This window comes from Collinsella sp. HCP3S3_E5, assembly GCF_052067635.1.
Classification (GTDB): Bacteria; Actinomycetota; Coriobacteriia; order Coriobacteriales; family Coriobacteriaceae; genus Collinsella.
In genome coordinates this window covers 1-25893 of record NZ_JBQHQF010000021.1, presented here as the reverse complement: position 1 = coordinate 25893, position 25893 = coordinate 1, and the positions used below count along the sequence as shown (strand labels likewise).

At 60.2% G+C, this 25893-nt stretch carries 24 protein-coding genes; 7 read left to right on the top strand and 17 right to left on the bottom strand.

Annotation, left to right across the window (positions count from 1 at the left end; all coding sequences use genetic code 11):
• Window positions 1-4: 4 nt before the first annotated feature.
• The 3 genes from ACTM82_RS07140 to ACTM82_RS07130 form a co-directional block, all read right to left on the bottom strand.
• A complete protein-coding gene (locus ACTM82_RS07140) occupies window positions 5-706 on the bottom strand; it encodes a hypothetical protein (RefSeq protein ID WP_441055405.1) in 702 nt (233 codons plus the stop codon).
• Window positions 707-2434 carry a dihydropteroate synthase gene (gene folP / locus ACTM82_RS07135; protein WP_441055406.1) on the bottom strand — a complete coding sequence of 576 codons (1728 nt, stop codon included), beginning with the start codon at window positions 2432-2434 and terminating at the stop codon, window positions 707-709.
• 94 nt (window positions 2435-2528) lie between these two features.
• Window positions 2529-3281 (bottom strand): NAD-dependent protein deacylase, encoded by a 753-nt coding sequence (locus ACTM82_RS07130; protein WP_441055408.1) that lies wholly within the window; start codon window positions 3279-3281, stop codon window positions 2529-2531.
• 136 nt (window positions 3282-3417) lie between these two features.
• Between ACTM82_RS07130 and ACTM82_RS07125 the strand changes: the two genes are divergently transcribed.
• Window positions 3418-4236, top strand: a complete 819-nt coding sequence (locus tag ACTM82_RS07125; protein WP_441055410.1) for an exodeoxyribonuclease III — start codon at window positions 3418-3420, stop codon at window positions 4234-4236.
• Window positions 4237-4769: 533 nt separating this feature from the next.
• Here ACTM82_RS07125 and ACTM82_RS07120 read toward each other — a convergent pair.
• From ACTM82_RS07120 to ACTM82_RS07110, 3 genes are read right to left on the bottom strand one after another with little or no spacing between them, the layout of a single operon-like run.
• On the bottom strand, window positions 4770-5483 hold the full coding sequence (locus ACTM82_RS07120; protein WP_441055412.1) for a DUF6580 family putative transport protein: 714 nt from the start codon (window positions 5481-5483) through the stop codon (window positions 4770-4772).
• A 4-nt stretch (window positions 5484-5487) separates the two neighbouring features.
• Window positions 5488-7107, bottom strand: coding sequence for an ABC transporter ATP-binding protein (locus ACTM82_RS07115; RefSeq protein WP_441055414.1), 1620 nt, complete (start codon window positions 7105-7107; stop codon window positions 5488-5490).
• A gap of 23 nt (window positions 7108-7130) precedes the next feature.
• Entirely contained in the window at window positions 7131-8009 is an 879-nt protein-coding gene (locus tag ACTM82_RS07110; RefSeq protein WP_441055430.1) for an energy-coupling factor transporter transmembrane component T family protein, read from the bottom strand.
• Between the two features lie 205 nt (window positions 8010-8214).
• Here ACTM82_RS07110 and glmU point away from each other — a divergent pair, with 205 nt between their 5' ends.
• The 6 genes from glmU (at window position 8215) to gltA (ending at window position 15968) form a co-directional block, all read left to right on the top strand.
• Window positions 8215-9627, top strand: a complete 1413-nt coding sequence (gene glmU / locus ACTM82_RS07105) for a bifunctional UDP-N-acetylglucosamine diphosphorylase/glucosamine-1-phosphate N-acetyltransferase GlmU (protein WP_154516675.1) — start codon at window positions 8215-8217, stop codon at window positions 9625-9627.
• A gap of 193 nt (window positions 9628-9820) precedes the next feature.
• Window positions 9821-10807, top strand: coding sequence for a ribose-phosphate diphosphokinase (locus ACTM82_RS07100; protein ID WP_154516678.1), 987 nt, complete (start codon window positions 9821-9823; stop codon window positions 10805-10807).
• A gap of 456 nt (window positions 10808-11263) precedes the next feature.
• Window positions 11264-12391 (top strand): hypothetical protein, encoded by a 1128-nt coding sequence (locus ACTM82_RS07095; RefSeq protein ID WP_441055416.1) that lies wholly within the window; start codon window positions 11264-11266, stop codon window positions 12389-12391.
• A gap of 348 nt (window positions 12392-12739) precedes the next feature.
• Window positions 12740-13369: an aminoacyl-tRNA hydrolase gene (pth, locus tag ACTM82_RS07090; RefSeq protein ID WP_427717993.1), complete on the top strand. Its 630-nt coding sequence runs from the start codon at window positions 12740-12742 to the stop codon at window positions 13367-13369.
• A gap of 359 nt (window positions 13370-13728) precedes the next feature.
• Window positions 13729-14568: a sulfide/dihydroorotate dehydrogenase-like FAD/NAD-binding protein gene (locus ACTM82_RS07085; RefSeq protein WP_006235793.1), complete on the top strand. Its 840-nt coding sequence runs from the start codon at window positions 13729-13731 to the stop codon at window positions 14566-14568.
• Complete coding sequence (gltA, locus tag ACTM82_RS07080; RefSeq protein WP_427728860.1) at window positions 14559-15968, top strand: NADPH-dependent glutamate synthase; 1410 nt, start codon at window positions 14559-14561, stop codon at window positions 15966-15968. Before ACTM82_RS07085 ends, gltA begins: the two co-directional genes overlap by 10 nt.
• Before the next feature lie 127 nt (window positions 15969-16095).
• Here the strand turns inward: gltA and ACTM82_RS07075 are convergent, their stop codons facing one another.
• From ACTM82_RS07075 to ACTM82_RS07025, 11 genes are all read right to left on the bottom strand, one after another.
• Window positions 16096-16719 carry an AAA family ATPase gene (locus tag ACTM82_RS07075; RefSeq protein ID WP_427717988.1) on the bottom strand — a complete coding sequence of 208 codons (624 nt, stop codon included), beginning with the start codon at window positions 16717-16719 and terminating at the stop codon, window positions 16096-16098.
• Window positions 16720-16892: 173 nt separating this feature from the next.
• Complete coding sequence (locus ACTM82_RS07070) at window positions 16893-17531, bottom strand: amino acid ABC transporter permease (protein WP_055285379.1); 639 nt, start codon at window positions 17529-17531, stop codon at window positions 16893-16895.
• A 3-nt stretch (window positions 17532-17534) separates the two neighbouring features.
• Window positions 17535-18281 (bottom strand): amino acid ABC transporter permease, encoded by a 747-nt coding sequence (locus tag ACTM82_RS07065; protein ID WP_441033137.1) that lies wholly within the window; start codon window positions 18279-18281, stop codon window positions 17535-17537.
• Window positions 18282-18306: 25 nt separating this feature from the next.
• Window positions 18307-19182: a transporter substrate-binding domain-containing protein gene (locus ACTM82_RS07060; protein ID WP_427795601.1), complete on the bottom strand. Its 876-nt coding sequence runs from the start codon at window positions 19180-19182 to the stop codon at window positions 18307-18309.
• An 8-nt stretch (window positions 19183-19190) separates the two neighbouring features.
• Window positions 19191-19922: an amino acid ABC transporter ATP-binding protein gene (locus ACTM82_RS07055; RefSeq protein WP_055251548.1), complete on the bottom strand. Its 732-nt coding sequence runs from the start codon at window positions 19920-19922 to the stop codon at window positions 19191-19193.
• A gap of 275 nt (window positions 19923-20197) precedes the next feature.
• Window positions 20198-20641, bottom strand: coding sequence for a GatB/YqeY domain-containing protein (locus tag ACTM82_RS07050; RefSeq protein ID WP_441055418.1), 444 nt, complete (start codon window positions 20639-20641; stop codon window positions 20198-20200).
• 54 nt (window positions 20642-20695) lie between these two features.
• Window positions 20696-21919, bottom strand: a complete 1224-nt coding sequence (locus ACTM82_RS07045) for a peptidylprolyl isomerase (protein ID WP_441055420.1) — start codon at window positions 21917-21919, stop codon at window positions 20696-20698.
• A gap of 179 nt (window positions 21920-22098) precedes the next feature.
• On the bottom strand, window positions 22099-22566 hold the full coding sequence (locus tag ACTM82_RS07040) for a PTS sugar transporter subunit IIA (RefSeq protein ID WP_441055422.1): 468 nt from the start codon (window positions 22564-22566) through the stop codon (window positions 22099-22101).
• Between the two features lie 65 nt (window positions 22567-22631).
• The gene (locus tag ACTM82_RS07035) at window positions 22632-23099 is read right to left on the bottom strand and encodes a PIN domain-containing protein (protein ID WP_441055424.1); all 468 of its coding nucleotides are present in this window, start codon (window positions 23097-23099) and stop codon (window positions 22632-22634) included.
• The gene (locus ACTM82_RS07030) at window positions 23096-23440 is read right to left on the bottom strand and encodes a type II toxin-antitoxin system RelB/DinJ family antitoxin (RefSeq protein ID WP_441055426.1); all 345 of its coding nucleotides are present in this window, start codon (window positions 23438-23440) and stop codon (window positions 23096-23098) included. Before ACTM82_RS07030 ends, ACTM82_RS07035 begins: the two co-directional genes overlap by 4 nt.
• 265 nt (window positions 23441-23705) lie before the next feature.
• Complete coding sequence (locus tag ACTM82_RS07025; protein WP_441055428.1) at window positions 23706-25172, bottom strand: ATP-binding protein; 1467 nt, start codon at window positions 25170-25172, stop codon at window positions 23706-23708.
• Window positions 25173-25893 lie beyond the last annotated feature (721 nt).

Here is a 25893-nt window from a genome sequence, read left to right as displayed (position 1 = left end):
CACACTACAGCCCGCGAATTCGTACGGCCTCGGGCGGAAACTCTTGCTCGCCGGCATCGGTCTTGATGGTCGCGCGACCCCAGATGTCCAGGCCCGCAAACACACCGACCGCAAGCGGCAAGCCGTTGGGCGACACCGCCGCAACCTGGCGGCCCAGCAGCGGCACCATGTCGAAGTACTCGCCCAGCACGGGAGCCAGCGGGCCGGCGGCGCCCTGCGGCGTGTTGGCGACAACCGCCCAGGCGTCCACGCGAGCCAGCACGGCGGTAGTCAGCGCTTCGACCAGCGCTTCATCGGTCACATCCACGCCAAGTTCGCCCAGCGCCGCGCGCTCAATATCCACCGTCACGGCACCGAACATGCCCGCGGCACCGGCGCCACCGTTGACGGCGACGCGTGCAAACGACGTCTCAAACGCGGGCGCGCCGTACACGATATCGCTCGGCCACTGAATGCCCACCTTGCCGGCAAGGCCCAGCCCCGGCGTCGATGCCGTTCCCGCAAGCGCGTCCATCATGCCCATCGCCGCCACAAACGGCAGGCCATGGAAGGCGTGCATATTCACATCCGGGCGCACGACCAGCGAAAATGCCAACGATGTGTCGCCGGCACTCCAGGCGCACCAACCCGCGGGCACACCCTCGCGACCCGCGTCGCGCGCGGCGTCAAGCTCGGCACCGACGGTTACAGCGTTCATCTCAATCATCTACATACGCCCCAATTCGCCCACGATATGGCCCACGCGATCCTCGGGCTCCTTGACCTCGACGCCGTTGTAGCGGAAGAACCGCGCCGGGTCGTGCATCAGGTCCTCGAGCGGCACCAGCACAAAGTCGCGTTCGCCAATGAGCGGATGCGGCAGGCGCAGCTTTTTGCCGCCGTGGATCTCGCCATCCATCCACAGCAGGTCCAGGTCGATGGTGCGCGGGCCGTTGACCTTGGCCCTCTTGGATCGGTCGCGCCCCAGCTCGGCCTCGATCTTCATAAGCTCGTCGAGCAGCACCAGCGGCGCCAGCTCGGTCTTGATCTCGATGACAGCGTTGGCAAACGCGTCCTGGCGCGTCTCGTAGGCCGGCTCGCTCTCGTAGATGCGCGAGCAGTTGGACACACAGGTGAGCGGAATCTCGGCGATCATGTCGCGCGCGGCGCGGATGTTGTCGCAACGATGCCCCAGGTTGGAGCCCACGGCCACAAACGCGCGACGCGGCTGCGGCTTGGCAACAGCCCAGTAGCCGTTCAGGAACTGCGCAAAGCCGGTGACATCGTGCACGCGCACGATGTTGGCACCGGCCTGGATAGCGCCCAGGCACACGCCAAATGTGGCGGCATCGCGCTCGGCGGCCTCGGTCACGCCCGAGACGGCGCCCACAAAGCGCTTGCGCGACACGGCGCACATGAGCGGATAGCCCAGCGACGCCATCTTGGCGGTCTCGCGCTGGATGACGATGTCTTCGTTGGCCGTCTTGCCAAAACCCGGACCCGGATCGATGCAGATACGGTCGCGTGACACGCCGGCGTGGATGAGCGCGCGGGCCTGATCGGACAGAAAGCCCATGACGCGGCGCATGATGGGCGCCGAATCGGGCAGGGTAAAGCGGCGAAGCTGCGAGGTGGGCACATAAGCCTCCTCGCGGCGGGCGCTGCGGCGCATCATGGCGGCCAAGTGATCGCTGGGCTCCGGCGCGGGCTCAGGGGTCGCGGCGGCCTCGGCGGCAGGGGCAGCCTGCTCGGCGGCCGGCGTCTCCTGCTTCTGCTCGCCCGTTGGCTCGGGCGCTGGCTCCGGATCGCCAAACGGCAGCGAGGGCTGCACCACGCCACCCGGCAGTTTGGCCTCCGTCTTGGGCTCGCCCAGCAGCTTGCCACGACGACGGCGGGCGGGCTTCTCGGCCTCGCGCGCGGCCTCGGCAGCCGCCTCGCGCGCCTTCTCGGCAACAAACGCCGCGGCAGAGGTATCGAGCTGCACCGTTGCATGCGTGCGAGCGGGCGCGGCGACCTCGCCGGCGTGCATCACGATGACGCCGCAGGTGCTCGTCGCGACAAACTCGACCATCTTGGGGTCGGTGAATCCCGTCACGTCGTTGACGATCGAGGCGCCGCAGCGCACGGCCGCCTTGGCAACCGCCACGTGACGTGTGTCGATCGAGACGATGGCGCCCTCTTTGGCCAACGCACGCACAACGGGCAGCACGCGGCGAGCCTCCTCGTCGGGGTTGACCGGGGTAAAACCGGGGCGCGTGGACTCGCCGCCCACGTCGATGATGTCGGCACCGGCGTCGAGCATCGCCAGGCCGTACTCGATGGCGGCATCCGGGTCGAAATGCTCCCCGCCGTCGCTAAACGAATCGGGCGTCACGTTGAGGACGCCCATGATGCGCGGACGGTCAAAGCTGAGCTCGTACTTTCCGCACCGCCATGTCTTGCTGTCGTTCGCCATGAACATCCTCCTAAAATGCCCGCGCCGCCACGCTCGGGCGCAGGCGGCGGGGTCGCTTTGCAATCAGTCTTTCTATTGTATCCGCGCGCGCGGGCTAGAACGCAAACGCGGCAGCGATGTCGCAAGAAATCAGCAGGTCGGCATTTGCATCCTGATCGGTGGGAGCACGATTGCATATGGCCAGCGTATCGCCGGTAAAGTATCGCGTAAGACCCGCCGCCGGATACACCACGAGCGAGGTCCCGCCCACAATGAGGGCATCGGCCGCGGCAATGGCGGCAACGGCGTCGGTCAGCACATGCTCGTCGAGCGGCTCCTCGTAGAGCACCACATCGGGCTTAATGCGCCCGCCGCACGCGGGGCACACGGGCACACCCGCGGCGTCCTCGTGCCCGCGGGCGCAAATCCACTCGGCGCTATAGACCGCGCCGCACGACTGGCAAATGTTGCGATGGACCGATCCGTGCAGCTCGAACACGCGCTGCGAGCCCGCCATCTGATGCAGGCCGTCGATGTTTTGCGTCACCACGGCATTTAGTTTGCCGGCACGCTCCAGCTCGGCCAGTTTGGTGTGGCAGCGGTTGGGCTTGGCGCCAAGTGAGATCATCTTGGTGCGGTAGAAGTCGAAGAACTCGGCCGGATGCGCCTCGTAAAAGCTATGCGAGAGCATGGTCTCGGGAGGGTAGGCAAACTGTTGGTGATATAGGCCGTCCACGCTGCGGAAATCGGGGATGCCACTCGCCGTGGAAACACCGGCGCCGCCAAAGAAGACCACACGCTTGTGGGTACCAAACAGCTCCGCCAGTGCGGCGGAGGCCCGCTTGGGATCCGATATCGCCTGCGTCATATGAGTCCTCCGTCCTTGTTGGTCGGGCAGCGTCGGGCGACATCCCAGCATGCGGCCTTTGAGTCAGCACGCGCGGAGCCCACCACCGCCCCTTTTGCGCTAATCTTAAGCCTGCAAACCCCGTCGAAAGGACACCATGCCTCAGACTTACACTTTCGCCTCGTGGAACGTCAACGGTCTGCGCGCCGTGCTCAAAAAGGACCCGAGCTTTATCCAGATCGCACAGGAGCTCAATGTCGATATCCTGGCGCTGCAAGAGACCAAGCTGCAGGAGGGCCAGGCCGATATCGACCTGCCCGGTTATCACCAAACCTGGAGCTACGCCGAGCGTAAAGGCTATTCGGGCACTGCGGTCTTTAGCCGCCAGGAACCGCTGCGCGTGCTGCGCGCCGATGCGCTGCTGCCTTACGCCGGCGAGGGCGCGGCAGCCGAGCTCGTGGCGCAGGCCGCGACCGAGGGCCGCGTCTGCGCGCTCGAGTTCGACAAGTTTTGGTTTGTGGACGTCTATACGCCCAACGCCCAAAATGAGCTCGCGCGCATCGATGTGCGCATGGCCTGGGACGATGCCTATCGCGGCTTTTTGAGCGCGCTTGAGCGCGAGACCGGCAAGCCCGTGGTGACCTGCGGCGACTTTAACGTGGCGCACGAGGAGATCGACCTTAAGAACCCCAAGTCCAACCGCGGCAACGCAGGCTTTTCGGACGAGGAGCGCGGTAAGTTTACCGAGCTGCTCGATGCCGGGTTTACCGATACCTGGCGCGCGGCAAATCCCGACGTCGAGGGCGTCTACAGCTGGTGGAGCTACCGCTTTAATGCCCGCAAGAACAACGCGGGCTGGCGCATCGACTACTTCCTGGTGAGCGACACCATCGCCGGCAACGTGCGCGACACCGGCATCCGCGGCGACATCTTTGGCAGCGACCACTGCCCCGTCACTCTCACCCTAGAGCTCTAGCCCCAGCCGACCCCTCGGGGACGAAGCAAAACGGATCATTTTCACCTCGCGAGGGAATCCACGCGGCACACCCGCCACGAAACTGCCCATCTACTACGTTTAAGCCACTACCATCAACCACGGCGAACAACGCAAAAAGAAAACCGCAGGTAGAAAGCCTGCGGTTTTCATAAAACGCGGTCATGGTCGAGGGTATCAAGCTAAACGTAGTAGATGGGCTAGTTTCGTGGCAAGCGCCGTCAACTGATTCCCTGGGGACGTCTGGGGGCGGAAGAAAACGGATCGATTTGGCTCTCTGAGGGCCACGACGCGCGTCATATCAGCCGGCCATTTTAAAACTATGCCGGTTTACGGGGCTAAATCGCAAATCCCCAACCAAACGCAATTCAAGCAAAATAAAACCGCAGGTAGACGGATCGTCTATTTTCGAAAAAAGCCGGTATGGTCTGCCTGTGCCAATCTAGCCCCGTAAACCGGCATAGTTTTAAAATGGCACTTCAACAGTATTGATTCTCGCCCCGGCGCAACCGCCACTACAGCCCGTATTTCACGACGACACGGTTAATGCGACGACACCAAGGTTTGTAGAGAGCGGCCAAGAACACGCAGGTCGCAAGGCCGTGTGTGATATCGAACGGTACCGCCGTGGCAAGACGCGCCACGGCGCCCGCCCACGTGAGCGGTTGCACAAAACCGATGATGTCGTAGGCGTTAATCACGGCGCCATAGAGCAGGCCCGACGCAAAGCCGTACGCCATCAGCGCTGGCATGCGCACGGTGCCGTCGGCGCGGTCGAACGCACCCGTATACGCCAGCGCACCGCCAACGTATCCCACGAGCCCCCAAGCATACATCTGCCACGGCGTCCACATGCCCTGTCCAAAAAAGAAATTGCTGGTCAGCGCCGCCAGCGCACCGACCATAAAGCCGTTACGACGACCGAGCGTCGCCCCGGCGATAATGGCGATGGCGCTCACGGGTTTAAAGTCGGGAATGGGGCCAAACAAGATACGCCCCGCCGCGGCCAACGCCGCCAGAACCAGCGTGGGCATAATCTGGCGCAGGCCCGGTCGCGACGCCTCGTAGCCCGCAAAGAACAGCGCGAGCACCAGCGCCACCACGACAAGCATGGCAAGCGCCGCCTGCTCAACGCCTGCCAGCAACGCCGCGGCCATTACCGCTGGCACCGCCAGCAGCAGTGGGATCTCCAGTTTTGCGAGTAGGCGCAAGACGCGATAATCCGCCATCCCATCACGCCCTATAAAACACATTGTCGGCAAAAAAGTCGGCGGGCGGCTCCATGCAGGCAATCTCACCGTCGAACATCATGGCAATGTCATCGGCAACCTGCTCGGCAAAACCCAGATCGTGCGTTGCCATGATGACGGTACCGCCGGCCTCCGCATGGTCGCGCAGGGCGCGGGCGATGATGCGACGGCTGGCCAGGTCCAGACCCTTGGTGGGCTCATCGAGCAATAGCAGCTCGGGGCCGATCAACAGCAGCTTTGCCAACGCAAGCAGCTGGCGCTGCCCGCCCGAAAGATCGTACGGATGGCGCCCATCCAAGCCGGACAATCCCAGACTCGTCGCGCGCTCTCGCGCCATAGCCTCGTCATATCCGCAGGTCGAAGCCCATTCCATCAGCTCCTCGCGCACCGTCTCGGCAACCAGCAGCGCCTTGGGATTCTGAGGCAGCAATGCCGCCGAGGCCGCCCCACGCTCCATATGCCCACGCTGCAACTTAACCGTCTTGGCCAGCACCGAAAGCATTGTCGACTTACCGCAGCCGTTACCGCCCACAACAGCATGCACCGCGCCTGCCGAAAACGACGCATCGAGCCCGCGCAGCACCCAGCCGGACGCTCGATCGTAGCGAAACCAGCCCCCTGCCAGGGTGGTAGCCGACCCAGCGTGCATTTTTGGGAGTATTCGGCATCCACCGGCGCACGATGGCGCCCCCGAGTCGTCTTGCGACAGGATTTGCGCCTCAAATTCAGCCGTTTTGTCCGATTTCGGTCTTTTTTTTGCGCCCGGAGCGCCCACGCGCGGGTCCAAATAGCCCGGCCGGCCACTGGCGCTGCTGAAAACTCCGTTTTTTGCACGCCGCGAGCCACCCCACCCTGGCACCTCGCCAGAAAACAGCTCTTCGCGATGCCCCAAGGAGGCGATGTCAGCGACCTCGCATACGCGCCCGCCCTCAATCCGATACGCGCACGTCGCGTATTCGAGCATCGGGCGCGGCTGGTGCGTTGCCACAACAACCGTGCAGCCCAGCTCGCGATTCACGCGAAACAGCGCATGCAGAAAATTTTTCTCGGCAACGGGATCCAATTGGGACGTGGGCTCGTCGAGCAGCAGCACGCGAGGGCGCAACGCCAGCACGGCTGCAAGCGACAGCAGCTGCTTGCGTCCGCCCGAAAGCGCATCGGTATCGCGGTGGAGCCAATCCTCCACCCCAAAGAAATAACTGGTCTCAGCCACGCGACGGCGCATCTCGTCGCGCGACATGCCTAAGTTTTCCAGGCCAAACGCCATCTCGTGCCACACGGTTTCGCACACAATCTGGTTCTCGGGGTCCTGAAACACATAGCCCACGCGCTCCGCGGACGCGCGAACGTCCATGTCGGCAACGCTTTCGCCCAGCATGCGCAGCTCGCCGGAGCATTCGCCCGCCGGCGAAATCTCGGGCTTGAGCAACGAGAGTAATGTCGACTTGCCCGACCCGGTACCACCGACAAGCAACGCAAACGTCCCTTGGGGAACACGCCAATCGAGCCCCTCGAACACCGGCACTTCGGCCCCGGGGTAGGCAAAGCGCAGGCCCCGCACTTCAATCGCCGGCATATCCGAGCCGCACACCGCGTCCGCCATGATGCTCCCGTCCAACCGAGCCATCAGCCAAACCTCTTCTCGTCAATCGCATGCAGCACGCAGGGCAGCGCCATCCAGGTCGCGTATACAACATAGCCAGGCCACGGCGCTGGCACCGAAAGCTGCGGGTAAAACGAATACTGCATCGTCGCGGTCCACGCCACTGCCGCCGTGGCCACGCCAAACAGCGCAAGCCCAACCAGCGCGGCAACGTCGCCGCGCGCCAGCCGATACCGCGCGTACGTCGTGCGACGCGCCGCGGCGCCCCACCCACGGGAGCGCATGGCGTCCGCACGCTCCAGCGAATCTTCCATGCCCCAGCCCATCAACACGCTCGATGCCCGTAGGCGCGAACGCACGGGGTCGGCCGGCGCGCGGCCCGGCACTTCAATCGCATCCTGCACCGCCAGCACCGTGCGACCGCGACGCAAAAACTGCGGGATAAGCCGCATACACATCGAGATCATGAGCGCGATCACCGGCGCGGTGTTACCCAAAAGCGCAAGCACCCTGTCGTAGCTAAGCATCGACGCCGCGGCCTCAAACCACAGCACGCTCGCCACAAACAGCCCGCCCATGCACAGGCCGTATACCATGCTCTCCAGATACACCGCACGCATGCCAATACGGAACAGTTCCGTCGAGCCCGAAGCGCTAAATAACGGGTTGAGCACCGCGATAATCAAAATCACCGGCAGCTGCCAGCGAAGCGCCCCCAACGTGCGTGCGACGCCGCGCGTCGCAAACCCATACGCCAGCCCGCCCGCAAGCGACAGCGCAAGCAGCACCGGTTGCATCGAGAACATGGTGAGCCCCAGCGTCAGCACCATGTAGAGCGCCGGCACCGCCGGATGCGACATCGAGAATGCCGCGACGGGCTCGTTGCCCGATTCCTCTCGCATGATATCCACGGACACCCCCATCCCCTCGCTCAAACGCCAACGCCGCAGTGCCGCCGCCATGCACAACCAGCGCAAACGTCACGCCGGCGGCACCGACATCAGCCGCCATGCGCCAATCGTTACGCGCTCATCATATGCCTGCGGTATCATATTGCGCCGTGTATCGTTTCCAAACACACGTCTCTATAACGTAACAGGAGATCACATGGACGCAACCGCAATTATCCTCGCCGCCGGCGAGGGCACCCGCATGAAGTCGAACCACTGCAAGGTTTCGCACAAGATCCTGGGCAAGCCCATGGTCCAGTGGATCGTCGACGCCACCATCAAGGCCGGCTGCAGCCGCGTCGTGGTCGTCATCGGCAGCCACGCCGACGAGATGCGCGCCCTTATCGACGGCGCCTACGCCAACAGCGCCACCAAGGTCGAGTGCGTCGAACAGACCGAGCGCCTGGGCACCGGCCACGCCGTAAAGGTCGCGCTCGAGGCATGCGGCATCATGCAAGGCCCCGTCGTCGTGCTCAACGGCGACCTGCCGCTCATCACCGCCGACACCGTCGCCAAGTTCGCGCAGACCGTCGCCGGCGGCGAGCTCGCCTGCACCGTCATGACCATGACCCCGCCCGATCCCTTTGGCTACGGCCGCATCAAGCTGGGCGCCGACGGCCAGATCGAGCGCATCATCGAGCAGAAGGACTGCACGCCCGAGCAGGCCGCCACGCTGCTCGAGTGCAACGCCGGCTGCTACGCCTTCGACGGCGCGCAGCTCGCAGCCCACATCAGCGAGATCGGCAACGACAACGCGCAGTCCGAGTACTACCTGCCCGACATGCTCGAGATTCTCAAGGGCCACGGCCAGGCAGTCTCCATCTTCCACTGCGACGACTACCGCGACGGCCTGGGCGTCAACAGCCGCATCCAGCTCGCGCAACTCACCGCTATCGCGCGCGACCGCATCAACGAGCACTGGATGGCCGAGGGCGTTACCTTCATCGACCCCACGCAGGCCTGGATCGGCCCCGACGCCGTCATCGGCCGCGACACCGTCGTGTGGCCGCAGACACACCTGATCGGCCACGTCACCGTGGGCGAGGAGTGCCAGCTCGGCCCCAACAGCCGCCTCACCGACACCACCGTTGGCAGCGGCTGCACCATCGATGAGACCATCGCCATCGAGGCTGTCATCGAGAACGGCGTCGACTGCGGCCCGCGCGCCTACCTGCGCCCGGGCACCCACATGCTCGATGGCTCCAAGGCCGGCACACACGTGGAGATCAAGAAGTCCACGATCGGCGAGGGCTCCAAGGTGCCGCACCTGTCCTACATCGGCGACACCACCATGGGTTCCGGCGTCAACGTGGGCGCGGGCTCCATCACCTGCAACTACGACGGCGTGCACAAGCACAAGACCGTCATCGGCAAGGATGCCTTCATCGGTTCCGATACCATGATGGTCGCGCCTGCCCAGATCGGCGACGGCGCGCTCGTGGCCGCCGGCTCCGTCATCACCGAGCCGGTCCCGGCTGACGCACTCGGCCTGGGCCGCGCCCGTCAGGTAAATATTGAGGGCTGGGCCGCCGATTATCGCCGCCGTCTGCACGAGGACGACGAGGTATAACGTTTTACCAAGCATCTAAGGAGCTGTTCCCATGGGAATGGCTCCTTTTTCTATGCTGACCTGCGCGACCGGATGAGTGGTCGGTTCGTGTTCGTTGACGGTAAAGACGTTATCAAGACCCGATAAACCCCGCCGCGCGGTTACAATGCAACAAGGCATCTATATGGCATTCGATATATAAAGGAGAAGGGTAATGCCGATTAATGATCCCGAGAAGTCGGAGAATATGCGCAAGTCCATCCGCGTGTATTCCGGTTCCTCCAACCGTCCCCTCGCTCAGAAGATCGCTGAGTACCTTGGGGTCGAGCTTTCGGGCCTTACGCTAAAGCAGTTCGCCAACGGTGAGATTTACGCCCGCTACGACGAGACCGTCCGCGGCGCCGACGTCTTCCTGATTCAGTCCGTGGCCGGCGGCAACGTCAACGACATGCTCATGGAGCTGCTCATCGCCACCGACGCTGCCAAGCGCGCATCCGCCCGCTCCATCACCGCCGTCATCACCCACTACGGCTATGCCCGCCAGGACCGCAAGGCCGGCCCGCGCGAGCCCATCACCGCCCGCCTCGTCGCCAACCTGCTCGAGCGCGCTGGCGTCAACCGCATCATCACCCTCGACCTGCATCAGGGCCAGATTCAGGGCTTCTTCGATATCCCGGTTAACCACCTGTCTGCACTGCCGCTGTTTGGCCAGTACTACAACGACATGCACTTCGACACCGACAACCTGGTTGTCGTCTCCCCCGACGTGGGTCGCGCCAAAGCTGCCAAGAAGCTCTCCGACATGCTCGGCTGCAGCCTCGCCATCGCCCACAAGGGCCGTCCGCGCCACAACGCCGCCGAGGTCATGGGCATCATCGGTGACATCAAGGGCAAGACCTGCATCATCAATGACGACATGATCGACACCGCTGGCACCCTGTGCGCCAACGTCAAGGAGCTCAAAGCCATGGGTGCCGGCGACATCTACGTGTGCGCCACCCACGGCATCTTCTCGGGCCCGGCCATCGAGCGCCTGAACGACGCCCCCATCGTCGAGTGCCTCGTCACCGATGCCATCCCCGTCGAGGTTGGCGGCAAGATCAAGACCATCTCGGTCGCCGAGGAGTTCGCCGAGGCCATCTCTGCCGTTTACCACGAGGAGCCCGTCTCCACGCTCGTCGGCGGCGACTTCGCGCTGTAATCCAGCGCGCATCGCATCATCTTTGGTGTTTTTGAAGGGTCGGAAGCTCACTTCCGACCCTTTTTTCTGCCCCTCGACAACCCGCCTTGGACAGTTAGTTCAGATTTGTATTAATTTGGGCATTCGTTTGGGCCATTTAATGTATCGAAAGCTCTCTTGCCGGCATAATTCCGCTCGATTCCTCCTCCCATGGATCTCTTCACCATGCCATTGGCCCCATTTTGCCCACCGAGTCCCTCAACAGCGGCAATACACCCAGGTCGCCTTGTACAAATCTGAACTAACTGTCCAGCATCCATCTCAGTAGATGCCTCCAAGGCCAACCCATCACTCCATTCTCCACTTTTCCAAGGCATTCCGTATGATGTCGTTACCGCCCGCGGTGCGCGACGCCCCTTTGAGCGAAAAGAACGGCACGGCCATATCATTTCGCCAACGGCTTAGTACCTTATAGCTATGACAACCGTAATTTCACACCTCTCCGCCCTCCGCGCAATTCGCCGCGCTCGACGGTCGTACTCCGCCCTTCCCTGGGAAGCCATCGATGACGAGCAACAGACACAAGCCCTCGTAGGTTGCGTTCCCAACAAGGACGCCATAGACTTTGCGGCCCTTGCAATACTTGACGCCTGGAGCGAAAACGACTCCGAGCGTCTAGACCTCTTTGTTGCGAGCGGCAGCAACAGACGACCCGACGGACGGCTCCTCCAGCACACCATCACCGCCCCTCTCCCCCAGGGCGCGATCATGCACATCGAAGCCGACATCTACGCAACGTCTCCCGCCATGACGGCCATGCTTTGTTCCAAAAATGAATCGGTTGCCAAAACCTTGATGCTTCTCATGGAACTGCTCGGAACCTACTCACTTCCGCCCGAAGCAACTTACCCCATCGCCTACGACGACACGTGGCCCGAGGCCAACAGCTTCGAAACGATGGACGATCTCGATTGCCAGGGCGACCAACCGACACCCGAAAAGCAAGCCGAAACCCGCTACGAACAGGCACACTACAAATGCGAGCCCGCCACAACCATCGAAGAGCTCGAGGCGGTCGCACGGTTTGCCAAAAGTAGTTCCTACGCCTCGTTTCGCACAGCTATCAAACTCGCCCGGGCCGGATCCGCATCCCCAGCGGAATCATTGATGTTCGCCGTCCTGGGCGCACCCATGCGCTTTGGCGGATTCGGGTGTTGCAGCCTGCCCATGGGAGGCCTGCTGCTCAACTATCGAGTCGATTTCGACACCCTTGCGGTCAACATGTCCTCGGGCATCCCTTACGCCATCTGCGACTTATATTGTCCAGCCGCCGGAGTCGACAACGAATACAACGGAATTGGACATGAGCTTCAAAACGCTCGCATCCACGATGGCAATCGCAACAATGGCCTTAAGGCCATGGGTATCCACGTCCTGGTTATCAATCGCGACCAAATGAAGGACCTTGTTGCACTCGAAGCCTTCGCCCAGACGATGCATCGACTTGCGGGAGTTCGATTCCGCTACCGCATCAAGGGTTATCGCAAGCGTCAGGCCGCCTGGCTCAACACCCTGCGGGCCGGAATCGGCCTCGCGCCGGTCTAAAAGACTTTTACCCAGTGTTACCGAGCATGGCTGGACAGTTAGTTCAGATTTGTATAAACAGACGGCTAATGTCGAGGTGGTTTGCCGCCATCCCGGCGCCAATCACCTCATTTGAAGACTCAAAAGATCTGAAATAGCATAAATTGTGCTCCCCAAAGCGCCGTGACAGTTCCGTGGCCCCGATTTTGGCAGTCAAAGATCTCTTGGTTTATACAAATCTGAACTAACTGTCCATCCCGGCTTCTGACGACTGTCCAAACGCCCTCATGCAGCCTCAATCACCCTCCATTTGACAGCAGCAACGGGGTCGCTCACCATAGCAGGCGACAAATCGATGAAAGGAAGCACATGGCAGCTGCACAGCCGCTTAAGATTCGCATGGTTGCCGGACTTGGCAACCCTGGCGATGAGTATGCCGAGACCCGCCACAACGCAGGCTTTAAGGCGATCGACGAGCTGGCGCGTCAGGCCGGCGTCACGTACTGGAAAAACCAGGCCGGCGCCGAGGTCGCGCTCATCAACATCAACGATCCAGAGGAAGAGGGCGGCAAGCGCCAGATTGTGCTGGTCAAGCCGCAGTCGTACATGAACACCTCGGGCGGCCCCATCTCCAAGCTTTGCCGCGAGTACAAAATCAAGGCCGAAGAGCTGCTCGTAATCCACGATGAGCTCGACATTCCCGCCGGCGACGTGCGCGTCAAGGTGGGCGGCGGCCACGCCGGCCACAACGGCCTGCGTTCCATCATCGACAAGATGGGCAGCCGCGACTTTAGCCGCATCCGCACCGGCATCGGCAACCCTCCCGGCAAGATGGCTGTCGCCGACTACGTGCTCAAGCAGCTGCGCGCCCGCGAGGCCGAGGACTTCCAGGACACCTGCGCCCGCGCCGCCGACGCCGCCGGCCTGGCGATTGTGCACGGCGTAATCTATGCCCGCGACCACGTCAACGGCTCCGCCTCTGCCAACGGCAAGCACTAAAACCTACCAAAAAGGGATGTTTATTTTGGCAGGTTTTATATGCGAAAACGCCGCAGCGGCCGCATCGCAATAAACCCTGTGCCGCCATACATACCCAACGCCCTAAAAGGGGCCGGCCTCACCGATGTGCAAGGCCGGCCCCTTTTGTCGTTTTATCTGATAAAACCCGCCAAAATAAACCTGTCTCTTTGTGCTAGATCACTTTTCCCGCCTGCCAAAGATACACGCAAGCAACATGTCCATGAGGGTATAATTTGCACCGTATGTCTGCACAACGCCTGTGCGCGTACGGTTTTATTCGGGCTGCCGTCCATTTCCGTGGAGGCACGGTTCGGTTGCCCTAACAAGAGAGGGGTTCTATGTATAAGATCCTGGAGAAGACGCAGTTCTCGGAGAAGGTGTTCAAGTTCCGCATCGAGGCGCCTGCAATCGCCAAGCATGCGCACGCTGGACAGTTCCTCATGGTCCGCGCCAACGAGACGGGCGAGCGTGTCCCGTTTACTCTGGCCGGCTGGAACGGTGACGAGGGCTGGGTCGAGTTCATCTTCATGGTGATCGGCAAGACCACCGAGATGCTTTCCACCTACGAGGCCGGCGAGTCGCTGCGCGACGTCGTGGGCCCGCTGGGCGTTCCCACCGAGATGGCCGAGGGCCCCTGCGCCGTCATTGGCGGCGGCGTCGGCCTGGCAATTGCCTTCCCGGTCGCCAAGCACCTGGTCGAGACCGGCCACGAGGTGCACGCCATCATGGGCGCTCGCACCAAGGACCTCCTGCTCATGGAGGACCAGTTCCGCGAGCTCCTCGACGAGGACCACATCCACATCACCACCGACGACGGCTCCTACGGCGAGCAGGGCGTTGTCACCGCTCCGCTGGAGCGCCTGCTGCAGGACAAGGCCGTGAGCCAGGTCTTCTGCGTCGGCCCCGTTCCGATGATGAAGTTCTCGACCCTCACCGCCCAGAAGTACGACACCCCCATCACCGCGTCGCTCAACCCCATCATGGTTGACGGCACCGGTATGTGCGGCTGCTGCCGCGTCGAGGTGGGCGGCGTGACCAAGTTCGCTTGCGTCGACGGCCCCGACTTCGATGCCACCCTGGTCGACTGGGATGACCTTCGTGCCCGCCAGGCCGCTTACCGTTCCGAAGAGGGCGAGTCCCTCAAGGCCTATGAGGAAAAGAGCTGCGCATGCCACTAGTTAACGGTCGTTTCGTTGCCGATATGAAGTCGCCCCGCACCCCCGATAACGAGGAGCCGGCCGCCGAGCGCGCCTGCGACTTCCGTCCCGTCGACAAGGGCTTCACCGAGGAGATGGCGCTGGCCGAGGCCGAGCGCTGCCTCAACTGCAAGAAGCCGTTCTGCGTCGAGGGCTGCCCCGTCAACATCAACATTCCCCGCTTTATCGAGCAAATCCGCGAGAAGGACTTTGGCGGCGCCCTCGATACCATCCGCGAGGACTCCATGCTTCCCGCCATCTGCGGCCGCGTCTGCCCGCAGGAGAACCAGTGTGAGGGCAAGTGCATCCGTGGTAAGAAGTCCGAGCCCGTGGCCATCGGCCAGCTCGAGCGCTTCCTGGGTGACCGCCCCGAGCTCGCTTCCACGCCCAAGATGGCTCCCAAGAACGGCAAGAAGGTCGCCGTCGTCGGCTCCGGCCCGTCCGGCATCACCTGCGCCGGCGAGCTCGCCCGTAACGGCTTTGACGTCACCGTCTTTGAGGCCTTCTTTACCGGCGGCGGCGTGCTGGTCTATGGCATCCCCGAGTTCCGTCTGCCCAAGGCAGTCGTCAAGCGCGAGATTGACGGTCTGGAGGACATGGGCGTCAAGTTTGAGTACAACTCCGTCGTGGGCAACATGGCCACGGCCGATGAGCTGTTCGAGCAGGGCTTCGACGCCATCTACGTGGCGACCGGCGCTGGCCTGCCCAAGTTCCTCAACGTCCCCGGCGAGAACCTACCCAACGTCTTCTTCGCTAACGAGTACCTCACCCGCGTGAACCTGATGAAGGCCAACAAGTTCCCCGAGTACGACACCCCCACCAAGCACGGCAAGAACGTCGTCGTCTTTGGCGGCGGCAACGTGGCTATGGACGCTGTCCGTACCGCCAAGCGCCTGGGCGCCGAGCACGCCATCATCGCCTACCGTCGTACCGAGGACGAGATGCCCTGCCGCCGCGCCGAGCTGCACCATGCCAAGGCCGAAGGCGTCGAGGTTCTGCCGCTCGTCTCCCCGCTCGAGTTTGTCGCTGGCGAGGACGGCTCCGTGTGCGCCGTCAAGGTCCAGAAGATGGAGCTCGGCGAGCCTGACGAGTCCGGCCGTCGTCGCCCGGTGCCCATCGAGGGCGCCATCGAGGAGATTCCCTGCGACGTCGCGATCTCGGCTATCGGCACCAACGCCAACCCCTTCGCTGCCAAGATCGGCGGCAAGATGGAGCTCAACAAGTGGGGCTACATCGTCGCCGACGAGGAGACCGGCCAGACCACCGATCCCCGCATCTGGGCCGGCGGCGACATCGTTACCGGTGCCGCTACGGTCATTCTGGCGATGGGCGCCGGCAAGAAGGCCGCCGCTTCCATCACCAAGAGCCTGCTGGGTGAGTAATCACCTACAGCGCTGGCCACCAAACGGCAAAGTCCCCGTCGGGCACACGCCCGGCGGGGACTTTTTCTATGTCGGCCGCCCGATCACCATAAAGGTGCCTGTCCCCTTTGTGATGGCTTTTGGTCGGCTAGCCTTCGAGCTGAGCCACCTTGTAGCGGTAGGCAGCGGCTATGACGTCTTTGCAGCCCTCGCGACCCAGCTTGGCGCGGTTGACGACGATATCCTTGCCGCTCGTCATCTTCCACTTTCCGGCGCTGTAGCGCTTATAGAACGCCTCGCGTGCCTTCTGCTGCTGCTTGACCAGCTTGGCGCCCTTCTTTTTGTTGAGCCCACGCTTCTTGCGCACGATCTCGACGCGGTCCTCAAAGGGTGCGGTCACCAACACGGCAATGTGATTAGGGTTGTTACGCAGCAGGTAATCGGACAGGCGACCCTCGATAATGCAACTCTCGGTCTCGCCCAGGTCCAAAATCACCTGGCTCATCTTTTGGAACAACTTGTCCGAGTACGAACGCGCATCGTAGCGGTCGGGCAGAAACGCCATGTTTTCCACGGCCAGACGCTCGTCATAGGCGGCCATCTTATCGAGCGACTCACCCGCGCGCATCGACGCACGCACCAGCAGCTCGTTGTCGTACAGCGGAATTCCCAACTCGTTGGCAAGCATGCGGCCAATCTCGTGGCCCTCGGCGCCAAAGTCGCGCGCGATGGTAATGACCACAGGATTCTTCTTGTTCTCCAGATCGCTCATCGCGATTCCTTTCTCTATGTGACAAAGGGACAGTCCCTTTGTCACATTCATTTTGCCCCCACCTTCGTCCTGGTTTCCCAAGTGCGGCAGATTGCCCCGAAAGAGGAGCGCCGCGTACTAAATGTACGCAAGCGACGATTGAGGGGCAAGATGCCGTGCTTGGGGAAGCAGGACTATGCGGCCACAATGCGACGCTGATATGCCCTCACCAGCAGCGAGATACCAAAGTTGAGCACAAAGTACATCGCAAACACCAGGCCGTAGAGCATAAGCACCTGCGACAGGTCGATCGCGTGGGCCATCACGACGTTTGCCGTGTACATGAGCTCGGCCACGTTAATGCCCGAAAGATACGAGCTGTCCTTGATGACGGTCGTGCACTGGCTAAACAGCGCCGGAATGATCGTCTTAAACGTCTGCGGCAGAATGATATAGCGCATGGTGGCAAAGAAGCCGAAGCCCTGGCTCTGCGCCGCCTCAAACTGGCCGCGCGGAATCGAGTTGAGGCCGCCACGCACAATCTCGGCCATAACAGCGCTGGTAAACAGCGTAAAGGCGATGGTCGAAATCACAATGTCCAAACCCTGCACCGTAAAGTAGATAAACAGGATCCACAGCAAGTTTGGCGTGCAACGGAACAGCTCGATATAGGCGCTCACCAAAATACGGAATGGACGGGGCGCGTAGCTTTTAACGAGCGCCAGCACCGTGCCAAAGATGAGCGAGAAAAAGATCGACAGCGCCGAGATCTCGATCGTCTTAACAAAGCCGCCCCAAATGTAGAGCAGGTTGGTCGCGTTGAAGATTTCCATGCGCTAGGCCTCCTCTACGTTGTCGAGCCCCAGCTCGGCCAGGCTCATGCCGCGCGGGCGCTCCTTGGAGCGGCGCTCGAGCCATTGCACCAGCATGGCGAGCGGAAAGCAGATGATGAAATACATAAGGCAGCAGACGATGTATCCCTGCAGGTAACCGTACAAACTCACAAAGTTATCGGAACGGTACATAAGGTCGCCGCCGGCCACAAGCGCCAGCACCGACGTGTTTTTGACCAGGTTGAGTGCCTGGTTACACAGAGGCGGCAGAATGATCTTGAACGTCTGGGGCAGCACGATGTAGCAGTATGCCTGCGCACGGGTGAAGCCCTGGCTCTGGGCCGCCTCCATCTGGCCACGCGGAACGGCCTCGATACCGGTACGGATGACCTCCGAAATGTAGGCAGCGTGATACAGGCCCACGCCCAAGAAGCCCAGCACAAACGGCGCGATACGCACCGGCTGGTCGGCACCGGTTATGGCCTGCAAAAACTGCGGACCGGCCATGTACATAAAGAGCACCTGCACGGGCAGCGGGGTGTTCTGGTAAAACTCCACGTACACGCGGCTTATGGCGCGCAGAACGCGAGAACGAGTGGTAGAGAACACGCCCAGCAGCGTGCCCAACACCAGCGACAGCAGCAGGCCGGCAACGACCACCTGCATCGTCACGCCAAAGCCCTCCCAGAAGGGCCCCATGTTTTGGAATGTCGTCGACCAGCGGTCGGCGTCAAACAATCCTTCGAGCATTTGATTCCTTCCTTGGACGATGCGCCTATACAAGACCCCAGGTCTTGACCTCTTGGTCGAGCCAGCCGTCGGCCAGGCGATCGCATATCACCTGATCGACCACGGCCGAAAGATCGCAGCCCTTCTTGGTCGCCACGCCGTAGCCCTGCTCGCCAAACTTGACCTCGGGTTGCAGCAGCTCGACGGTCTCGTTCATGTAACCGGCCAGCGTGGAGCGGTCCATGGCAAAGACGTCGATATTGCCGGCATCGAGCGAACTCTTAATGATGGGGTAGCCGCTAAAGGCCCTAAACTCGGGCTCGCAGCTAAAGCCGTTGTCCTTGATCATCTGCTCGATCAGGCCCTGCGTGGTGGCACCCTGGCTCACGCCAATGACCTTGCCGTCCAGGTCCTCAATCGAGGTAAAGCCCGAACGCTTCTTGACCATGAGTCCCACGTAGTCGGTGCGGTACGGCGTCGAGAAATCCCAGCTCTTCTTGCGCTCGTCGGTGATGGTGTAGGTCGCCGCGACCACGTCGAGCTGGCCGTTATCGATCAGTGGGCCGCGCGTCTTGGGCGTTACGTCGGTAAACTCGACAAGCTCCTGGGCACGGGCCTCCTTGTAGCTCACGCCAAAGACGGCAGCGGCGATCTGGTAGCACAAATCGACCTCCATGCCCTCAAAGCGGCCCTTGGCGGTGTCGTAATAGCCGTAGCCAGGAACGTCCTTCTTAACGCCGGCATTCAGATGGCCACGCGACTTGATGGCCGCAAGCTTAGACCCCTTGTCGGAGCCCTCGCCGCCGGTGGAGTTGTCGCAACCGGTAAGCGCGGTCCCCGTCAGCGCGAGCATACCGGCGCCCGCCAGCTGCAAAAAGTGGCGGCGCGACACGGCCGCCCTCGTCATATCCGTCATGTCCATCACCGCGCCTAGTGCAGAATCTTGGACAAAAACTCGCGGCAGCGCGGGTTCTCGGGGTTATCGAAGAAGTGCTCGGGTGTGCCCTCCTCTAGGATGCGGCCGTCCTCCATAAAGATGACGCGGTCGGCCACCTGGCGCGCAAAGCCCATCTCGTGCGTCACGCAGATCATGGTGATATCCTCCTGCGCGAGCTCAATCATAACGTCCAGGACTTCCTGGACCATCTCGGGGTCGAGCGCCGAGGTCGGCTCGTCAAACAGGATGATGGGCTGCTTGGTGCACAGGGCACGGGCAATGGCGATGCGCTGCTGCTGACCGCCCGAGAGGTTCTGCGGATACTCGCCGGCCTTATGCGCCATGCCGACGCGCTTGAGCGCGGCGATGGCGATCTCGGTCGCCTCCTCCTTACTCTTCTTTTGCAGCTTGATGGGCGCGAGCGTCAGGTTGCCCAGCACCGTCATGTTGGGATATAGGTTGAACTGCTGAAACACCATGGAGCTGTACTTGCGAGCCATCTCCAGATGATTCTTCTTGGTGAGCGGCGTACCGTCGATGATGACCTCGCCCGACGTGGGCTCCTCCAGATAATCGACGCAACGGATGAGCGTGGACTTGCCCGAGCCGGAAGGCCCGATCATTACGAGCTTCTCGCCGCGCTTGACGGTGAGGTTGATATCTTTGAGCACATGCAGGTCGCCAAAGTACTTGTTGAGATGCTTGATCTCGATCATGTCTGCCATGAATATCCCTTCCCTGCGCTTACACGAATTGCTCTATTTTACGGAAAGAACCACGTTTCCGCAGCCCACACTACATTCCCGTAAAGAACCCGCAACCTTTAACCCACTCATTGGGGACAGGCTTAAATGAGTACCCTCTCATTGGGCACTCATTTAAGCCTGTCCCCAATGAGCGCCCAATGACCAGCCAAGGGAGGCGCCCTTCATCGGCCAACAAAAAAGGGGCGCGACCGCAATGGTCACGCCCCTCAACACCAACTATGTACCGCTCGGCCCTACACGAGTTTGCCGCCGACAATCTTGGCAGCTGCAGGCTTATCGAAGTTGCCACCGGTGGCCTTGCCGAGCGCCCCCATAACCTGGCCCATCTGCTTCTTGGACGTGGCGCCCAGCTCGGCGATGACCTGCTCAATCAGCGCCTCGAGCTCCTCACCCGAAACCTGCGCAGGCAGTAGGCTCTCCAGAATCTTGACCTGCTCGGTTAGGTTGTCGGTACGATCTTGATCGGTACCGGCCTTGATGGACATCTCCAACGTCTCGCTTGTCTGCTTAATCAGACGCTTGATCATGCTGTTGACGTCTTCCTCGGTCACGCCTCGGCGCTCGTTGACCTCGATGTTCTTAACCTCGGCCTTGACCTGGCGAATGATAGACAGGCGAACCTTGTCCTTGGCCTTCATGGCGGCAATCATTTCCTGCTGCAGCTCTTCGTTGGTCATCTGCAAATCCTCCTCAATAGTGTGGGCGGCACTCGCACGAGCACCGCCCCTTGATTACTCAGTCGTCGACGAATCGTCGGTCGAGCTCTTGGTGACGCCCTTCAGGCTTACGTTATAGGGCACGTCCTTGGGCATGGGGTTGACGGTAATGTCGGCATCCTTCGTGTACTTCTCCAGCCACTCGTTGTATGCCGTGCCCGATGCTTGGGTCTTCACCACATTGGAAACGTACTTCTTAATAGCCTTGGGCACCTGATTGATGTCATCGACCTGGCCATCGACATGGAAGTAGTCGGTGCACTTGATGATGTGGTAGCCATACGTCGACTCGACCACGTCGCTCACATCGCCCTTGTTAAGGCCCTCGAGCGCCGTCTGGTAGCTGTCGACAAAGGTGGTGAGCTTATCCCAGCCCACGTCACCCTTCTTCTCCTTGGAACCGGTGTCGTCGGAATACTGCTTCACGGCATCCTCAAAGCTCAGCTCGCCGGAGTTGATCTTATCCAGGCACTCCTGCGCCTTGGCCTTGGCGGCGGCCTTGTCCTCGTCGGAAGCGTCGGAATCAACCTTGATCAGGATGTTCGACGAGCGGCGGGCATCGTTGTAGTTAGACAGGTTCTCGTTAATGTAATCGACAATCTCGCTATCCTTGGGCTTGCTGGTGGGAGCAACGGCATCCTTAAGCTTCTGCTGCGCCAGGCTCTCCTTGAGCGAGTCCTTGTAGGTGTCCTCGGTATAGCCGTAGGTCTTAAGGGTCTCCTTAAAGGTCTTGGCGCCGCCCGCGCTCTTGCAGGCGTCCTCCCAAGCCTTCTCTACTTCCTCGTCCGAAACCGTCACGCCGTTCTCCTTCTGCGCCTGCTGGAGCAGAATCTGCAGCGTATAGGAATCGATGAGCTGTTTGCGGTACTTCTTGGGCGTCAGGTCGTTGTCAACCAGATACTGCGCCCAATCCTCATCCTTGGTGTAGCCGTAGGACGTGCGCATGCTCATGATCTGCTTGGTTACGGTGTCCTCGGTGAGATTGGTTCCGTTGACGGTAGCAGCCACGCCGCCGGTCAGTTTGTAACCCGAGTTATTGTTCTCGGTCTGCGACATCAAACCGGAGCACGCCATCGCCGAGACGGAAAGCAGCATTGCCAGCACGCCGATAACCACCAGGACGATCTTGACGGTCTTAGACACGTACGTCTTGCGCTGCTTCTTGCGAGAGCTGGAGGCAGCGCGGGACCGTTGCTCGGGCGTCGGTGCGGCCTCTGGGTTCTTTTTCTTGTTTGCCATAGTTGGCCTTTCGCATCACGAATCGAACAAACGTCATTGTGTCACAACGCAGCCCCGCGGCACACCTGGTGCATGGGAGACAGGTCAATCTGCACCATTTTGGTGCAAAGGGGACAGCTCCGACAGCTAGGGACGTTCCTTTTCTGCCGGCAGTTAGGGACAGTCCCCAAATGCCGGCCCTAGAAGTGGCGGCGGATGGCGTCGACCATGCCCTGGGACGAAGTCTGACCGAGCACGTCGGCTGCGGCGTCGGCATCCATAAAGATATTCATAAGCGCTTGCAGGGCCTCGACCTGGCCGCCCGGCTCGGCAATACCCAGATTGATGATGATCTGCGCCGGCACGGGGGCACCCATGCCCGCCATAGCATTGAACGTCACGGGCGCGGAGGGCTTAATCACCGCGATATAGGGCTTAGCCACAAACCCCGGATCGGTATGCGGAATGGCAATATTGGCCGCCGGCATAGCGAGGCCCGTGGGATAGATGTCCTCGCGCGTACGGACGGCATCGAGCCAACCGGACGCAATGTAGCCGTGCGGAGCGAGCTCGCCCTCGAGTCGCGCAAACACCTCATCCGGCGTCGCGCACTCCCAATCAAAAAACACCAGCTCAGGCGCGAATAGCATCTCGGCGTTATCCGCCATACCGTCCTCCAAAGTTGCATGAGGTTCACAATGCCCCATATGATAGCGAAACCAGACAGGCAAGGTTAGCCGAGGATCCCAATCATCTCGAGTGCGCGGGCAGGCGTCAAGCACACCTCGGGCATCGCCTCCAGCATGCGCCGGTCGCTCGTGACCACGTAGTCAACATCTGCCGTCTCGCCCGAAGCGATGATGAGGTTGTCTTCGAGATCCGGCATGCGCTTGCCAAGCATGCGCGCCATCTCGCACTCTGCCAACGAAAGCGGAGAGGCAGTTGCCACCTGCATCATGTGCTCGATACAGGCCCATGACGCCGAGGCAAACGAAACGTTAATCCCATTCGCATTCCGCCGGGCCAGTCGCCGGGGCAAAATATAGAACACATCCTTTGCCGTCGTTGGGGCATACAGAAGGTCAATCGTTCCCGCCTCGGCCAGTTCAACTAATCTCTTCGCTTCGTCGAACGCCCCCTCTTGCAGGTAATAATCGAGCCAAACGTTCGTATCTACCAAAAGATGCTTTGCCTCGATCATCGACAATTCGCCTCAATATCGGCAATTATCGTGTCATACATATCATCTCGTACGGCATCCCAATCTTCCGCAGATGATCCAACTGGCGCAAAATCCGAAGCATTTAGCCCCAGCGATGAAAAAGCTAAGCCACACCCCTGCTCAGCCAGGCTCTCCGCGCGGGGCGCCTCGCGCTTATCCGTCACCATAAATCCCGGCAACGCTTGATGCTCGACAAGATAGGCCCAAAGCGCACGAATGGCATCGCTCGGCCCCAATCCATTGCGTGTCAGGACCGCATCGCCACCAGCCTTGAGCATAGGATCGATTCGTGTGTTGAGCTGCACCGTTGCTGCACCCATAGCGGCTCCTCTCTACTTGCTAGCAGTATAGCAAACATAAAAGGCCACGCAAAAGGGCCCCGCCCACACACGGACGAGGCCCTATCGGATTTCTTGGAATGGGAATGGTGCCCGTCACGTTATCCAGAGCCCAAAATCAAAGAGATATTAAGCTGATTGGGGCACATGTGATTCCATATGCCCCAATCAGCTTTTTGATAGTTAAGTCACAACAGCGCTTCGTCATTAACAAACACAAGCTGTCTCATTTTCCCACTTCTGACCTTTAGGCCCAATACGGAATATACCTTCGATATTTGGCGCCCGCATCCTCGTCCTCTTCCTTTATCAATGCCTCTTCTAGGCACTCTCTGATTAGACGAGACATCGCCACCGTGTTTTTCTTTTCATCGGAAAGTCCGAAACGTTCTCGCAACGACTGATTGCTCATCGACTCGCCTTGGGCGTACAAAAGACAAGCATGCCAGTACACAGCATTTTTTCGTTCGCTTTTTTTCATTCGAGTATATGGGCAATCGCAATAGAGCGTCACGAGCGTTCCCAGCCTGCCCTCACTCTTGATGACCGGTGAAGGCATACCCGCCTTTTCAAGTGAATCGACAATTAAATCCCAGCCCGTACCGCCTTCTTCGCAAAGATCCATTTGGCGCATGAGGCACGCCATCATCGAATTGCGCGTTTTCGGCTGCGCGTTGAGCACGCGTTCTGCCGGAATAAGGGTTGTCCCGGGATTGGAAAACTCAATGCGATTGTCGTAAATCGCAACAAGAGGCCCCGCCGTGTTGTCAGCAATGTCTTGATGGATCACGGCATTTGATAGTAGTTCGCGAATCGCCCTTTGGGGGTAGGCCGTCTGGATGCGTCGAAATGCACCATCCAACGTCTCAACAGCCGGAATCATCGACATGATCAATTGCTCAGCCTGCGGAAGCGCTAAAGCGTAACCCTTATCGATTTCAGTATCACCAACAATGTCAAAGCTGCCTTTTCCCGCATATCGCACAATTCGCAGCATGCGTTTTCTGAGCTCCGGATAGCGAGAGAGCCTCTTTCCCACCAGAAGCACCCCCAGCCGCGTCATGCTATAACGGCCGTTGTCTTGGCGATGAATCAACTCTTGCTCACAGAGAGCAAGAATTACTCCGTCCAGATTGACGGGCCTCCTCAATCTGCACAGCTCAAAATATGCATCAATATCCAGGATCTCGGCGACCTCTTGAGATGTCAGATCTCTCCCAACTACAGCAAGCTCCGCGTTCCCCGCCTGCAAACGACGCCAGAGCTCCGCCTCTCGCGCGCTACCGGGAAGCAGTTCTGCCGTCGAAGATCCCTCTCGGATGTAAGCGGTCTTATCAAAATAGACCGGCTGAGCGTTCGCGGCGTGCACTTTCAGCACCACAAAGCGCTTTGTCTCATGATCAATAACCGCAAACTCGTAATTCGCATTGTTTGAGAGCGCAAGCTTGAGCCACATCAGAAGCTCTTGGTTTCCCTTGCCCTTTGCGTGATATGGGCTGAACTGGGTGCCCACGAGCTCATGAGTATCGTCACTCACGCCCCAGATCTTATAGGCATATGCACGGCCGCAGTAAGCTGCAGCATTAGCAAGCGCCGAGATGTCACGCCCCGTTCTAACGGGGTCGCTATTACCCTCTTTAAACTCAAGCCACTCGGTTTCATCGGGATAGCCGATAAGTGAATAAATCAGCTCCATGCCATCTGCTTCACCCATTGAGCCTGCCTCCTTGTGCCCATTTTGATAACAAGATGTTAAATAGATGATAAATAGAATTGTGCGTAATTTGAAGCTGAAGGCAAAGTTTTCTGATCGTTTTCCCAGATAATCTCAATGCCGGAAGCTTTGTTCTCTGCGAAAGAGTCGACTACTGTAATTGACAGGCAAGAAGAGATGCCCCGGTGTCAAAAGGAACTCAAACAGCAGGGAATGTAATTAAACCAGCAACTATCGCCAAGTAAATGGGCGTTGTCCTTATCCAGCATCATGTCCTTCGAACAAATCGGGCGGCAGCGGCACAGCAACGATAATCACAGCTAGCAAATAGTGGCGTAGCGGTACTCCATTTTTATGTATTTCTGAAATTTCCGAAAAAGCCAGAATCTCATTAGCATTTGATAATGCCCTCCCCCGATGGCATATCTTATTCTTGGTTAGCATTTGTTAACGATATGTGCCCGTTGGAGCGATTCTGTGTCCCTAGATCCGAATTTTTTCTGTCAGTACGTCCCGTGCGACAACCAAAACCTATTAACCGAGCTAGCGGCAATGGCTTCAATCCAGCAATTTCAAAAAAGGGAAATTATCCTTGAAATGGGTACCCAACAAGACGATATGAGAAAGCCATTTGGGTCGCCTCCCCCGCGGCGCAGCTTCTTTTCGCGGGCTCGGGATGCCACAATGGGCTTTGAGTATCGGCCCGTGCGGTAGCCCTTAC